This is a genomic window from Pelosinus fermentans JBW45, assembly GCF_000271665.2.
Lineage (GTDB): Bacteria > Bacillota > Negativicutes > DSM-13327 > DSM-13327 > Pelosinus > Pelosinus baikalensis.
In genome coordinates, this window is the sequence record NZ_CP010978.1 from 5314538 (window position 1) to 5328563 (window position 14026).

Sequence of the window (14026 nt, forward strand, 5' to 3'; positions counted from 1 at the left end):
ACAAATTCCTTTTATAAATAATCAAAAATGTGCATTTATATTTTTGTAAGGCTTATGTAGCACAACAATTTTTAATCGATAGCCGCATATCACCAAATGTTCTCGCATCCGTATCACCAATATCCCAGCTCTCTTTAAAATTTTCTCATCCTCGCTTTTTTCATGTTCACGCTTTCCAAAAAATTCATCAACTCTAGCAACTGCGGGATCAAACCAATCAGCCTTTTTCTTTGCCCAATCGATCCATGCCAAGGCTTTATCATCTAAGCCGTAATTGCCCGCTGCTTCAGCAGCGGCTACATAGTTTCTTATACTACAAGCAGATTCATAGTCCCGCGCCGCATTTGTCAATGCTATTGTCGGCTTAATCTCGTTATTGTATCGGCTACGCCGTTCTTCTTGTAATCTCTCTTCTTCCTACCGTTTACGGGCGGCTTCTTCCTGCGCTTCGCGATCAATGCGAACTACTTCTGATTTCAGTTCTGTATATTACAAAAGCCAAGCCTGCCCTTAAAATTCTTAAAGAGTACTTGCAGGAAAATTGTATTGTAATAGTAAATAAAGTAGAAAGATTTAAATTTTCCAAAAAATAAGACACCGCAAGAGTCTGCATTCACCGCTCCCATTACACCAGTTAATTATAGGTGACGAAGCGCTAATTCAGCTATTTACTCGCCTTTATTAGGTGCGGCAGAATTTCATTTCATACCCACCTAGACTATCTCAAAACGTATATATATATTAAAGGCAAAAGCTACTTTAGGGGATATTGGAGTTATTTATGTTCTTGTACGTTAGCACATCATAAACAATTTTTGCAATAGCATAATCAACATATGCTTTTTGATTAGGACTCAGCTTTCTAAATTTAATTAGCATATTCTCAAATTGCTTAGCGTTTTCTAATTTCCCACTATTGTATAGTTCCCTAAAGTCTTGCCCGCAACATAGGCAAGATAATATGTCATTACCTGGCAAAGTATAGTATTTGACAAATTCACCATAAACAACAACTTCTAAAGGATAACCACATTCACACCATCGTACTTCTAATCCCATGTAATTTATCACTCCATTCTAAATTATCGATTTAAACCTAAGATTATTCGGGTTTGCACTAATTCAGAAAACAATCCAGTTTCTAGCTATACAATCACTAGAATCTGCACAGTCTTATGAATTAACTGCCCTAAAAATTAAAGTTGAATCCAAAAGATGTCACGGAGATGATTAAAACGAAAACATCTTAGAGAATAGGAATGGTTTTCTGGAAAAAGTTATGCAGCTATGCAATACAATTACGCCAAAACAGCTCGTTCTAATCAGTGTGATTCACTGCTCAATCAATATAAAATAAGGTTAAAGTGACCTATGCAAACGCCTTGTGTGTAGCAGGTTGCCCCACCTCCTTAATTAGCTTTCTTAAATCTTATTGACCATTATTCTTGGACTTTAGGAGTAAAAAAATATCTGTCGTACCTCCGTATATCTTTGCCAATTCAACCGCTGTAACTATATGAACTTCACGGGCTTTACAACTCATCCGTTACATTCTTTTAAAAAGTCTATTATTCTTGGACAAATTCAGTATAATCCATTATTTGGGGATTGTCAACGTTTTAGACAAAGTTTCTTGGACTTCATTTAAGTCCATACATTTTAGACTTATAATGGTAATAGGAGTGATTTTTATGGAATTTAAAGAAAGACTAAAAGAGTTAAGATTAAATAAAAAAATGACACAAGAAGAGCTTGGCAAAACATTTAATGTAATTAAACAAACTATTTCAAGTTGGGAAAACGGCAATAGCCGTCCTGACATTTATATGGCGAGCAAAATAGCAGACTTTTTTGAAGTTACTACGGATTATCTATTAGGTCGTACTAATGAACCCAAAGCAACAAAAGAAATTCCAACAGTTTCAGCTCACCATACTAACAATCCAATGTCCGACTTACCTCCCGAAGCATTAGAACGAGTTGAGGAATTTAAAGAACTAATGAGATTAAAATATGGTAAGAAGCCTACTTAATATACGGAAGGTGACACTGTGCCAGATATCTTACTATAATTTGCAAAAGACGAAGTAATCGCAGTTGAATTTTTTGATTTTGTTCCACCAATAAGGGGATTTATTTTACGAAAAAATGCTTGCCTCCGATCATTGGATTGGATAACTCCTTACCTCATGACACGCCTATGCTCCGCTGCATCTTAGCAGAAGAGTTAGGACATCATTTTACAACTGTGGGGTATTATACCCCCTGTGAATTTTATAATTATAGTGACCGCTTACCTATTAGCGAAATTGAGTATAAAGCCATGCGCTGGGCAGCAGATACCTGGTGCCAGAAAACGATCTCCTAGACATAATCGGCAACGGTTTGTACGAGCCTTGGGAACTAGCAGAGTACTTTACTATTACTGAAGAGTTTACCACTTTTAGAATGCGACTTTTCGGAGCCAATAAAATATGAGGACGCAGCAAAAGACACAGCACTATCCCACTACGAGTAGGGACATCTGTGTTTATTTTGTAGTTTTCATCTCGAACATAGGTTCTTTAATGACTTATCGTATGCTAAAAATATACAAGATAAGTATCAAGGAGGAAGTTTATAATGTTTTTCTTTTTTCCAGATGATCAAAGTACGGGTAGCATTACAGATCCCGTCCCAAATGAATTAAATGATATTATCTTATATCAAGGTTCTGATGGTAATGTGAAAGTAGAAATACTTTTTGAAGATGAAACTTTTTGGTTAAATCAAAAAAGATTATCGGAGTTATTTGGTAAGGATATTCGTACTATTAGTGAGCATCTTAATAACATTTATTCCGAAGGCGAATTGACCAAGGAAGCAACTATCCGGAAATTCCGGATAGTTCAAAAAGAAGGTCATCGAGACGTTACACGTGAAGTCGATTTTTATAATCTTGATGCTGTTATTGCTGTTGGTTATCGAGTAAATAGCCGAGAAGCTACTCAATTTCGTATTTGGGCAACACAAGTATTAAAAGAATTTATCATCAAAGGATTCGTCTTGGATGACGAACGATTAAAGCAAGGTAAGAAATTTGGCAAGGACTACTTCGATGAACTCTTAGAGCGCATCCGCGAGATCCGCGCTTCTGAAAGACGATTCTACGAAAAGATTACTGATATCTATGCGCAATGCAGTATTGATTATGTTTCTAACTCAGAGATAACAATTCGATTTTATCAAACGGTGCAAAATAAACTCCATTGGGCAATCACAGGAAAGACCGCTCCAGAAATCATTGCAGATCGAGCAGATTCAAATAAAGAACATATGGGATTACAAACATGGAAGAATGCCCCGGATGGGAAAATTCTACAATCAGATACCTTAGTTGCTAAAAATTATCTACAGCAACCAGAAATTAAAGAGTTAGAACGGATTGTCAGTATGTATCTTGATTATGCAGAAAATCAAGCAGCAAGACAAATCCCTATGAAGATGCAAGACTGGATACAAAAACTAGATGCTTTTTTACAGTTTAATGAATACGAAGTCTTACAAAATGCCGGAAAAATAACGCGTCAATTAGCTGATGAATCCGCAAAAATGGAGTATCAGAAATTTCGAGTCATCCAAGATCGCTCCTATTTGTCAGACTTTGATAAAGAAGTAAAAAAAATAACGCAAAAAAATAAAAAGAAATGATCCATCTGCTTGATAGTCTGAAAGGAGTGAAGCCGTTTGGCTACCAAGAAAAACAGATAAGCCCAAACGCCACAATAACCAGGGCAGCATTTACTATGATGAAGCCACAAAAAAATATAGAGCTGCCATTACTACGGAAGATGGCAAGCGTACCAGTAAACGTTTTGAAACGGAACCTGAGGCAGAAGATTGGGTAGCTTTAAAACGTGCTGAGATGGGATTAGGCACCTTCATTGCGCCATCAGAAGTTAAGCTAGGATCATCTATGGCAGAATGGTTAGAAACACACATCGTATATATGGCTGTCGTTAATGGCGTTCGAATGAGTGAACTTTTCGGGCTGCGTTGGATGGACGTGCAAGGTAATACTATTTCCATTCGTCAAGGTTTGCATATGACAGAAGCGTGTGAATTTATTTTCGAAGGGCCGAAGAGTGTCGCAGGTAAAAGAAAAATATCTTTACCTCCTGAATATATCCCTATATTAACCGAACACAAGACAAGAGCCGAGAAAAAGAACCCCGATGCCTTTATCGCTGAATCTCTTGTCTTTACCTCTTTAGAAGGAACACCTGTAAATCCTCAAAACTGGCAACGCTTCTGGCGCAAATTATTACACCAGGCAGGTGTAGACCATAAGAAATTCCATGCCCTGCGTCATACCCATGCTACTAAATTATTAGCGGCCAGAATGCCACTCATGGACGTAAGCCGTAGACTTGGACACTCCAAGCCATCACACACCTTAGATTTATATGGACATGCTATGCCAGGGCAAGATGATGTAATCGCAAATTCAATCGGACATATCTATAATCTGGCAGATAAAAAGAAAAAACCCGCCCTTAGATTAGGCAGAAAATTAAAGAGAAAAATAACAAAAGACGGACTTCCATAATAGGAAATCCGTCTTATTTTAAACTGATTTTAGCCTCGTTGCACCATGTTGACCACTGTACAGGATTGCACCACACGCTAAAACCCGCTAATTTACTGGAGCGGGTGAAGGGATTCGAACCCTCGACCCACGGCTTGGGAAGCCGGTACTCTACCACTGAGCTACACCCGCACACTATATAAAAAGATTGAGGTACTGATAGAGCCTTCTTTTGCTCTGCTATGACTGCTTAGTATCCCAACGCTAATCATTATACCATATGCGTATAATAATAGCAATGAGTGGCGATAAATTCCTATTTACATCACATGAAGTGCGTTTCTATTGATTTAGGCTAAACCTTAAACTTAACAATTTCCAATTGCAGTTTTTCAGCTAATTGTGATAATGCGTCACTGGCAATAGCAATTTCTTCAATGGATGCGGTTCGTTCTTCTGTGGAGGCTGATACCGTCTGCGTCTTGCTCGCAGTTTTATCGCTAACCCCGTCCAGTACTTCCATGGATGATGCCACCTGCTTTGCTCCTTCTGCTATATCGTGAATTGCAGCGACGGCTCTTTGAATCTCATCAGTTACGTGGTTTACTAATGTAGCAAATTCACCAAAAGTATCTCCTGTTGCATTCATATTTTCCGTTACCGCCAATGTACCTTCATCCATCGCATGTACCGCTTTTTCAACCATCACTGCCGTAGCGCATTTTACTGATCACTTCTTTTGCTCTTTCTTGCGCTTCTTGATCTGCCATCACACCGGACTTAGAAAGGGTGTAATAATATTCTACGGTGGAATGTGCTATTTCTACATTATTTTTTATTTGAATGTCCTTTTGCAAATAAATGTTTTCTTTTGTTTTAGGAATGATATAAAAGCAACTTATGAGAACAAATAATATTGTGGGTATTACACTTAATAACATTAATTTTTTGTTTAATTTCATACTATGATTCCTCTCCCATTGACTTCAAAAATGTCTAGTTCATCAATCCTCGAAGTAACTTTATTTTTTCCGGTTATTTTACTTTGGTACATGGCACGATCCGCCTGCTGTAAGAGTTCAAAGACGGTATCACCATCTTCTGGAAAACAAGATATGCCAGCACTAAAGGTAATATGATTTTCGCTGTTGCCTCTTCCTATAAAGGTACTTTTCTCAACGCTTTTTCGTACTTTATTAGCAAATGCTACGGCCTTTTTTTTATTAGTATGTGGGGCTAGTATTACAAATTCTTCTCCGCCAAACCGTCCTATGGAATCTGATTTTCTACAACTTTTCTTTAAGATTTTTGCAAAGTCACACAAAAGCTTATCACCTAGAAGATGCCCATGAGTATCATTAAACATTTTAAAATTATCGATATCAATAAAAATTACACTCATCGCGCTAGAATATCTTTTTGACAATAATAATGTTTTCTCGAGTACTGAGTTTAAAGCATTCTTATTATAAATTTGTGTTAGATAATCATACATCGCCTGTTGCTGTAGTGAATTAACTAATTTTACAATCTTTATGGCTTCACTAGCTTGTAAACCAAACATATTCAAGAGAAATACTTCTTGTTCTGTAAAGGGCTCTACCTTTTTTCTCATGACAGTGATAGCTCCCGTGCTGCTTTCCTTCCCCTTTAATGGTACACATACTATAGATCGTATCCCTTCCTTATTAGCAAGTCCGCTAGTATTCCATTCTATCGCTTGAGATATATCGCTATGTATATAAGGCTTACTTTCCGATACGACACAGCCAATTACCCCCTCCTCAAGACGAATCGGGGGTTCATTGATATAGCTTTTTGAAAGTCCATAACTTTTTACAATTGTAAGGTGTCCGCTTACAAGATTAAAATCTCTAATTACAACTGCGTCAGCTCTTGTAATAGTAAGAGCTGTTTTGGCAATATAATCCCATATATCATCCACTCCATCGTAGCTCGATAGGCGTTGTGAAATGAAAAATATTTTTTCCAGAATCTCCTCACTAGGTAAGGTACAAAGCATCTCTTACACCCCTAAATCCCTATACTTCTTTGCTATTGACCAGCCCGGCGAATGGGTAGGCTACGATGCGAAGAAAGTGAAAATCCCCATAGCATCAAGTTTTCTTTGCATCTGGAATATCATTAATAACTAGCTGTTCTTTATTAATTGCTTTAATATCTTGGAGAATCTCAAAAATATCACAAATTAGTTCATCTAATTCCTTTCCAATATCACCAATTTCCAAATTCTCCTCTTCTTTCATAAAAAATCCCCCTCAATATAAAAAAACCGACAGGTACATCAAATAAACATGATGCAACCTGGCAGTCATAGAACAATTGTATCGTTAGACCCAAGGCTTTGCGTCCCTGCCTTTCGGCAGGTTTGCTTATAATTCTAATGTATAGCTGTTCATGTCATTTTGCGATGTATGCTAGTTTTCTGATGGAAATATTTGACGAAAATTAGAATTACACTACTATTGGCTACTCTATAAGTATAGTCTAGTAGTAAGGGATATTCTATTATCTCCATAAGCTAAATTTCCAATAAAAAAATATCTTATCATTATCCCTATAAGATATTAGTTATGGACTTAATTTGCTTTAATAACTTGATTTACAAGGCGCAATTTCAGAGCTACTCCAAGGGCGAGTCTTGTCTCAAAAGAATCAAGGGATACTCCTAATATTTTTTCAATACGCTGCTTGCGAAAAACAACTGTTTTGGGGTGCAGAAACATTTTTTCCGCAGTCTTTTTTAAATTGGAGTGCTGCAATATCTCCTCTAAGGTGGTTACAAGGTTGGTTCCCTTTTCTTCGTCATAACGAATAAGAGTACCAATTTGCTCTTTAACAAATTCCTTTGCACCTTCATTACCAATATTTTTAACTAAAAGCTGTAAAATTCCTAAGTCTTTATAATGAAAAATACCATCTTCCTTGCCTTGACATTGTGCCGCCACGGTAGCACTCCATCCTTGCCAGTAAGTCTTCCTAACACTATTTAAGCCTGTTTGTACATTACTAATTCCAAGCACGAGTTTTAGTTGAGAATCATATTGATAAATCTTCTCTAGTAACGCATGAGCAAACATCATACTGCTTTCCACTGTTGCGTATTCGACGTTCCCCCCTTGATATAAAACGCCTATATCATTTCTACAATTCCATACAATGCAGCCTTTCTCATTCCCCAACACTTCAATAATATTATTCTGTTCTTTTTCCCTGCCAATAAAGTCCTTGCAAACTAATAAACAACAAATTAGGGGACGAGAAAAATCCAACCCTAATGTATGCATATAATCTTTTATTCTTTCATCTACGCTGGTAGTTCCCATTACGATATCATTTAAAAAATCACTTCTGCGTCTAAGTTCATAGGCTAAGTGAAGCATTTTCTCGGTTTTTCGTTGAACTGTAATATCATGTAAGGTACCCAAGGTACCGGAGATATTCCCATATTGATCCTTTGTAAGTCGAGCATATACCTCGATCCAGCGAAATTCACCATTTTTAGTAGAATAACGAATTTCATACCGACTATATGACCGTTTCTCTTCGATTATGGATTGGAACTGTTTATAATGAAATTCCTGATCATCTGCATACACATAATTCAAAAAAAATTTTCCGATACTTTCCTCTATCGTAAAACCTGTAATCCTTGTCCATATAGGACTTAAGTAAGTCCAACATCCTGCTTTATTTGTTTGAAATATGACACCTTTTACATTATCAATAATTGCTTTATGCTTCTTCTCTAAATACAGCAGCTTACTTTCTAGGTTATCAATATATTTTACTAATTCTGTATTGCTCAATTTATATTGTTTTCCTGCCTCTTTATCAAAGGGCTTTTCTTTTAATTGATTTCCTTTTTCAAGAATAGAAGCATCCTGAGAGATTATCGTTTGATAAAAATAGGGGAATAGTACACTCTTTCCGATACCTAACTCACGTATGATTTTTTCATAGTTATGATGTAAAATAGCCGCTTCACGTTTGAATTCTTCAGTAAGAACCTTTTTTACATTTCCCAAAGATATGTCCCTCCCCGTTGTGATACTATGTTCTCTTGAATTAGCAACCATTCCTGTCTCGACCAGCCCTACAAGTATTTTAACTGTATCTAGCCAATCTCCCTTTCTTATCGTAAGGTAAGAATCAGCCATCCTCAGATGCAGTATTCTACATCATTATGGGTTAAATTACAAAATATCTCATATTTATAATAGTATACTATCCTGCCTTACTTTTCTATAGTTCCCTTATTAAGGTTTCTCTCTCTTTGTTAATTTAGAGCTCGCAAAAAAACTCTGCCCCCTATAGGCAGAGTTTCTTATAGTAGTACCTGAATTTTGTTATACTTTAAACTTCTTTACAATCTCCATCATTTGAGTTGCTAACTGCGCTAATTTAGCCGCATTCGTATCTATCTCATGCATACCGGCCGTCTGCTCTTCAGCCGAAGCTGCGACGACTTCAGAACTTGCTGAGGTAGCATGGGCAACTGTCGTAATATTTTCTACACTGGCCACGACTGTCTGGATACCCTGAGAAGTCTCATGCATTGAAGCGGCCACATGTTCAATCTCATTTTTTACCATTTCCATTTTCTCTATAATTACATCAAAACCCTTTTGCGTTGCAATGGTAGAACTTTTTCCCTTGTCAACTTCCTGATTTGCTTTCTTTACAGTAGAAACGGCAAAGTTAATGTCATTTCCCATATTATCAATAATCTTAGCAATCTCATCCGTTGCGCTAGCACTTTGCTCCGCCAGCTTTCGCACTTCTTCAGCCACAACGGCAAAACCACGGCCAGCTTCCCCTGCACGCGCCGCCTCGATAGCAGCATTTAATGCTAAAAGATTGGTTTGGGCGGCAATACTGTTAATTAAATCTACAATTCCCTTTATCTTTACCGATCCTTGATCCAAATTTGTAGTAACTGTCGTAATCTGATTCATGGAAGAGGTAATCGACTCATTTTGCGTAACCGTTTGTGCCAACAGCTCCATTGCCTTCCCGGCTTCTACTACGGCATTTTGAGCATTGTTATTGGCTTCCGCGGTACTAGCATTAATTTCTTCTGAGCTTGCTGAGATTTCTTCCATCGTAGCAGAAATATTACTAATATTATCTGCATTCTGAGAAGATCCAGCAGCAATGTTGGTTACACTCTCTGCTACGGTTTCTACTGCTTTTAATTGTTCACTCACGGAATCACTTAATTCGATACTCGTCGAACTTAGTACCTGGCTGCTGTTGGTAAGCTGGGAAACGAAACCTTTAAGAGATTTTTTCATCTCAATGACGATATATCCCATATCACCAATTTCATCATTACGCGTAGGATAAACGTCTTTTCCTGTAAGATTCAGATTTCCTACCTCAGCTAATTCGCTATTGATATTTTTAAGGCGACTCGCCAAGTTTCTACTGTACCAGATACCCATACAGACCACGATACAGGCTATAACAATACTATAAATAAGAGCATTCCTGCCAGTAGCTGTTGCATCCTGCAGTACAGCATCTGCTCTTTCACTTATGTATTTTTGTTGTCGTACATCTAACTTACGAAATTGGTCATCAATATCTTTTACTAAATTTCGTCCTTGGGTTGTGAGCTGCGTTAAATTCGGAGCATTTGCCTTTTTTGCAGCAATAACTTTATCACCTAATACTACATAATCACTTACTAATTTCGCCAGCAGGATTCCATCCTCTTTTGTTTCAGCCATCTTGGAAGTATCACTATATTCTTTGGCCAATTCACTACTCTTCTTAATTTTCTCACGGTATCCCTGTTCATAAACTGCACCATCAGGGTAAAAGAGAAAACCTCTCATATCAAGTAATGCTCCCGTAAATTCTAAGTGACCTGTTTTTACAAGGTTAGCGCTTACTACATTGTGCTTTACCAACTCCTCGGTGGTCTGACCGCTTGATATAAGCTTATACACCGTAAAACCCAATACAGATACTAACAAAAATATAACTAGAATGAACATACAGGTAAGTTGTAATACGATTGGCAACCTTTTCTTTTCCATTTCTCTTCCTCCATTTAGACAAAAGTTCGAAAACTCTCTCTATTCTCTTTTTTCTAAATTTATCTATACTAATATATTCTATGTAAAATTACATAATCCTCCAAATATTACATGAATTGTCCATAACATTTTATTCTAATTTGTCAAATTCCATCAGAATAAATAAGAAAACCTCACGTTTCATCAACGTGAGGTTAGTTTACGATTGGTGGGCGATGACAGGATCGAACTGCCGACATCCTGCTTGTAAGGCAGGCGCTCTCCCAGCTGAGCTAATCGCCCGAATTGGTGACCCGTGGGGGAATCGAACCCCCGTTATCGCCGTGAAAGGGCGGTGTCTTGACCGCTTGACCAACGGGCCATAAATGGTGGCTCACCCGCGGCTCGAACGCGGGACACCCTGATTAAAAGTCAGGTGCTCTACCAACTGAGCTAGTGAACCGGAAATGGTGCCTCAAGACAGAATCGAACTGTCGACACGAGGATTTTCAGTCCTCTGCTCTACCGACTGAGCTATCGAGGCATAATGGCGACCCAGATCGGATTTGAACCGACGACCTCCGCCGTGACAGGGCGGCATTCTAACCGCTAAACTACTGGGCCATGTTTTGTTGTAAGAGGTAATGGTGGGCGATGACAGGATCGAACTGCCGACATCCTGCTTGTAAGGCAGGCGCTCTCCCAGCTGAGCTAATCGCCCGTGTTTGGTGACCCGTGGGGGAATCGAACCCCCGTTATCGCCGTGAAAGGGCGGTGTCTTGACCGCTTGACCAACGGGCCGTAAAATGGTGACCCACCCGCGGCTCGAACGCGGGACACCCTGATTAAAAGTCAGGTGCTCTACCAACTGAGCTAGTGGATCATCTCGCTCTCACAAGATATGATTATATAGGAATATTCGATTACTGTCAACTTGTTTTTATTGTTAATTTCATCTGCTATGTCAAATAGATCATATTTTCGACAAAAAGTATTACTCTATTTTTCTATACTGTATCACTCTGGCGCATTTCCCAAACAGAACTTTCTTTGTTTTTCAATAAAGTCTTCCACAGCATTATATCCCGATTTATTGAGTCGGTAATTCATTGCTGCCACTTCAATAATATTAGATAAATTCCGTCCAGGACGTACAGGAATGGTTTTACAAGGTAAGCCGACTCCTAAAATCTCATGATGCTCTTCATCAAGACCTAGACGATCATAAGCCTTGGCTTGATCCCACTCTTCTAACTGAATGACAAGATGAATTTTTTGATTCGGCCTAACAGCACCAATACCAAACAATGCCTTAACATTTAAAATACCAAGTCCTCTAACTTCCATCACATGACGCAATACTTCTGGCGCCGTACCGGTCAATACATTCTCTTCCGTGCAGGTGACCTCTACGGCATCATCTGCCACCAGACGATGTCCCCTCTTAATCAGATCCAGTGCAGTTTCACTCTTTCCGATTCCACTTTCTCCAATAATTAAAGTTCCTACACCATGCACATCTACTAGAACAGCATGAAGAGTCGTACTTGGCGCGAGTTTATGCTCTAGATAATTAGTTAGCTGAGCAATAAAACGAGTCGTAGCTAAACGGGTACGAAAAACTGGCAATTGACGGTTTGCCGCCAATTGCAGCCAACGTTCAGGGAGTATGATGTTGCGAGTGATCACTAAACAGGGAAAATGCAGATTAATAAATGACAGCCACCGCTCAGTTGCCAAATTTTCGCTTAAGGTTTCTAGAAATGCCGATTCTGCTGTGCCAATTACTTGAATGCGCTGTTCATCAAAATGCTGCAAATAACCAGCTAAAGCCAGTCCCGGACGATTGATATCAGACACTTCTACTGGAACGTTAAGATTACAATTTTTATCCACGACTGTAAGACAAAAAGAATCAACAATTTCTCTTAACAACAAGGCTGCCATTTATATCACCTACATGCTAATTATTCCCTTGCCATTTTATCCAAAAATCTCATGCATTACAATGGTCTGATCACGACCAGGACCAACCGATACAATGCCAAGCTTAATGTCGGCAACTTCACTTAAACGTTCTAAATAAAGACGTGCATTCAAAGGCAGATCAGCATAGTTACGAACACCAGTGGTATCACTTTGCCAGCCTGGCAGTTCTTCATAGATAGGTTCTACTTCTGCTAATGCTTTTAAACTGGCAGGAAACTCTTCCAATAACTTACCTTTATATTTATAGCCAACACATAACTTCACTGCTTTTAACTCATCTAAAATGTCTAAGCGAGTGATCGCCATATAATCAATACCACTTAATCGGCCAGCATAACCTACTACACTGGCATCTAGCCAACCACAACGGCGAGGGCGACCAGTAACCGTACCATACTCATGACCTCTATCTCTAATATGATCGCCAACTTCATCAAATAATTCTGTAGGGAACGGACCTTCTCCTACACGAGTCGTATAGGCTTTCACTACGCCAATCACTTTGTCAATTTTAGTAGGTCCAATACCTGCACCTACGCACACTCCACCAGCAATGGGGTTGGATGAAGTAACATATGGATAGGTTCCATGATCCAAATCCAATAAGGTTGCTTGCGCGCCTTCAAATAATACTTTTTCTCCATTTTTTAATGATTTATTTAAAGCTGCCGATGTATCGCAAACATAAGCACGTAATTCATCTGCGTAACCTAAATACTCTTTTCTCACGGTTTCATAGTCAAAGCCGTCTAGACCATATACAGCTTTTAGTAAATGGTTTTTAGCCTCTAGATTGCGCTTGAGTTTTTCTGAGAACTCTTCCTCATCCATTAAGTCTACGATACGAATTCCACATCTAGAGTTTTTATCCATATAACATGGACCAATGCCTCTTTTGGTCGTACCAATCTTATGATCACCACGATAGGTTTCTTCTGCTTCATCCAATAAACGATGATATGGCATAATAACATGAGCCCGGTTAGAAATTTTTAAACCTGAGGTATCAATGCCTTGACTCTGCATGCCCTTAATTTCCTTAAGTATGACGCCTGGATCAACTACCACGCCATTACCAACAACGCAAGTCTTGCCTTTATATAAAATTCCTGATGGCAATAGCTGCAATTTAAATTGTTTACCCTCTACTACCACAGTATGACCTGCGTTATTACCACCTTGGTATCGAGCAACAACATCTGCTTTTTCTGCCAAATAATCTACGATCTTTCCTTTTCCTTCATCGCCCCACTGAGTTCCCATTACTACTACTGCTGGCATAATATTCACCCTTCCCATCTTTTTAAAATCCTTTTGCCAAAAGTTCTTTTCTCTCTTTTTTAACTTCTGGTATCATTTGACTTTAGAATCTATTTCTACTTATAAACCAAACCTAATGTACCTAACCAGTTATCCACAAACT

14 protein-coding genes, 9 tRNA genes and 1 riboswitch are annotated in these 14026 nt (G+C 38.5%); of the genes, 4 read left to right on the forward strand and 19 right to left on the reverse strand.

Annotated elements, in window-relative coordinates:
* Positions 1-21 precede the first annotated feature (21 nt).
* Both JBW_RS23315 and JBW_RS23320 read right to left on the reverse strand, forming a co-directional pair.
* Positions 22-351 (reverse strand): hypothetical protein, encoded by a 330-nt coding sequence (locus JBW_RS23315; protein WP_007954794.1) that lies wholly within the window; start codon positions 349-351, stop codon positions 22-24.
* A 408-nt stretch (positions 352-759) separates the two neighbouring features.
* Positions 760-1059 (reverse strand): hypothetical protein, encoded by a 300-nt coding sequence (locus JBW_RS23320; RefSeq protein WP_007954793.1) that lies wholly within the window; start codon positions 1057-1059, stop codon positions 760-762.
* A 632-nt stretch (positions 1060-1691) separates the two neighbouring features.
* Between JBW_RS23320 and JBW_RS23325 the strand changes: the two genes are divergently transcribed.
* From JBW_RS23325 to JBW_RS23345, 4 genes are all read left to right on the forward strand, one after another.
* On the forward strand, positions 1692-2033 hold the full coding sequence (locus JBW_RS23325; protein ID WP_007954791.1) for a helix-turn-helix domain-containing protein: 342 nt from the start codon (positions 1692-1694) through the stop codon (positions 2031-2033).
* A gap of 119 nt (positions 2034-2152) precedes the next feature.
* Positions 2153-2368 carry a hypothetical protein gene (locus JBW_RS25125; protein WP_036680606.1) on the forward strand — a complete coding sequence of 72 codons (216 nt, stop codon included), beginning with the start codon at positions 2153-2155 and terminating at the stop codon, positions 2366-2368.
* A gap of 254 nt (positions 2369-2622) precedes the next feature.
* Positions 2623-3690 (forward strand): virulence RhuM family protein, encoded by a 1068-nt coding sequence (locus JBW_RS23335; protein WP_007954789.1) that lies wholly within the window; start codon positions 2623-2625, stop codon positions 3688-3690.
* 214 nt (positions 3691-3904) lie between these two features.
* Positions 3905-4588 carry a site-specific integrase gene (locus JBW_RS23345; protein ID WP_036680600.1) on the forward strand — a complete coding sequence of 228 codons (684 nt, stop codon included), beginning with the start codon at positions 3905-3907 and terminating at the stop codon, positions 4586-4588.
* A 96-nt stretch (positions 4589-4684) separates the two neighbouring features.
* Here the strand turns inward: JBW_RS23345 and JBW_RS23350 are convergent.
* The 17 genes from JBW_RS23350 to JBW_RS23425 form a co-directional block, all read right to left on the reverse strand.
* Positions 4685-4759 (reverse strand) — tRNA-Gly (locus JBW_RS23350).
* 163 nt (positions 4760-4922) lie between these two features.
* On the reverse strand, positions 4923-5276 hold the full coding sequence (locus tag JBW_RS25905) for a methyl-accepting chemotaxis protein (protein WP_235334100.1): 354 nt from the start codon (positions 5274-5276) through the stop codon (positions 4923-4925).
* Positions 5266-5529: a cache domain-containing protein gene (locus JBW_RS25910; RefSeq protein ID WP_007954784.1), complete on the reverse strand. Its 264-nt coding sequence runs from the start codon at positions 5527-5529 to the stop codon at positions 5266-5268. The genes JBW_RS25905 and JBW_RS25910 overlap by 11 nt, the downstream gene beginning before the upstream one ends.
* A complete protein-coding gene (locus JBW_RS23365) occupies positions 5526-6590 on the reverse strand; it encodes a sensor domain-containing diguanylate cyclase (RefSeq protein ID WP_007954782.1) in 1065 nt (354 codons plus the stop codon). The genes JBW_RS25910 and JBW_RS23365 overlap by 4 nt, the downstream gene beginning before the upstream one ends.
* Positions 6591-6684: 94 nt before the next feature.
* Positions 6685-6834, reverse strand: a complete 150-nt coding sequence (locus JBW_RS25520) for a hypothetical protein (protein ID WP_007954780.1) — start codon at positions 6832-6834, stop codon at positions 6685-6687.
* Between the two features lie 49 nt (positions 6835-6883).
* Positions 6884-6971: riboswitch (cyclic di-GMP riboswitch) on the reverse strand.
* Positions 6972-7167: 196 nt separating this feature from the next.
* Complete coding sequence (locus JBW_RS23370) at positions 7168-8616, reverse strand: PAS domain S-box protein (RefSeq protein ID WP_235334101.1); 1449 nt, start codon at positions 8614-8616, stop codon at positions 7168-7170.
* Positions 8617-8937: 321 nt separating this feature from the next.
* Positions 8938-10635 (reverse strand): methyl-accepting chemotaxis protein, encoded by a 1698-nt coding sequence (locus tag JBW_RS23375; RefSeq protein WP_007954777.1) that lies wholly within the window; start codon positions 10633-10635, stop codon positions 8938-8940.
* Between the two features lie 206 nt (positions 10636-10841).
* Positions 10842-10917, reverse strand: a tRNA-Val gene (locus JBW_RS23380).
* Between the two features lie 4 nt (positions 10918-10921).
* Positions 10922-10996: transfer RNA gene (locus JBW_RS23385), tRNA-Glu, on the reverse strand.
* Between the two features lie 5 nt (positions 10997-11001).
* Positions 11002-11077: transfer RNA gene (locus JBW_RS23390), tRNA-Lys, on the reverse strand.
* A gap of 5 nt (positions 11078-11082) precedes the next feature.
* A tRNA-Phe gene (locus JBW_RS23395) sits at positions 11083-11158 on the reverse strand.
* A gap of 4 nt (positions 11159-11162) precedes the next feature.
* Positions 11163-11238 (reverse strand) — tRNA-Asp (locus JBW_RS23400).
* Positions 11239-11259: 21 nt separating this feature from the next.
* Positions 11260-11335, reverse strand: a tRNA-Val gene (locus tag JBW_RS23405).
* 5 nt (positions 11336-11340) lie between these two features.
* Positions 11341-11415: transfer RNA gene (locus JBW_RS23410), tRNA-Glu, on the reverse strand.
* Positions 11416-11421: 6 nt separating this feature from the next.
* Positions 11422-11497, reverse strand: a tRNA-Lys gene (locus JBW_RS23415).
* Positions 11498-11631: 134 nt separating this feature from the next.
* A complete protein-coding gene (hprK, locus tag JBW_RS23420; protein ID WP_007954776.1) occupies positions 11632-12561 on the reverse strand; it encodes an HPr(Ser) kinase/phosphatase in 930 nt (309 codons plus the stop codon).
* Positions 12562-12597: 36 nt separating this feature from the next.
* Positions 12598-13884, reverse strand: coding sequence for an adenylosuccinate synthase (locus JBW_RS23425; RefSeq protein WP_036680660.1), 1287 nt, complete (start codon positions 13882-13884; stop codon positions 12598-12600).
* Positions 13885-14026: the final 142 nt, after the last annotated feature.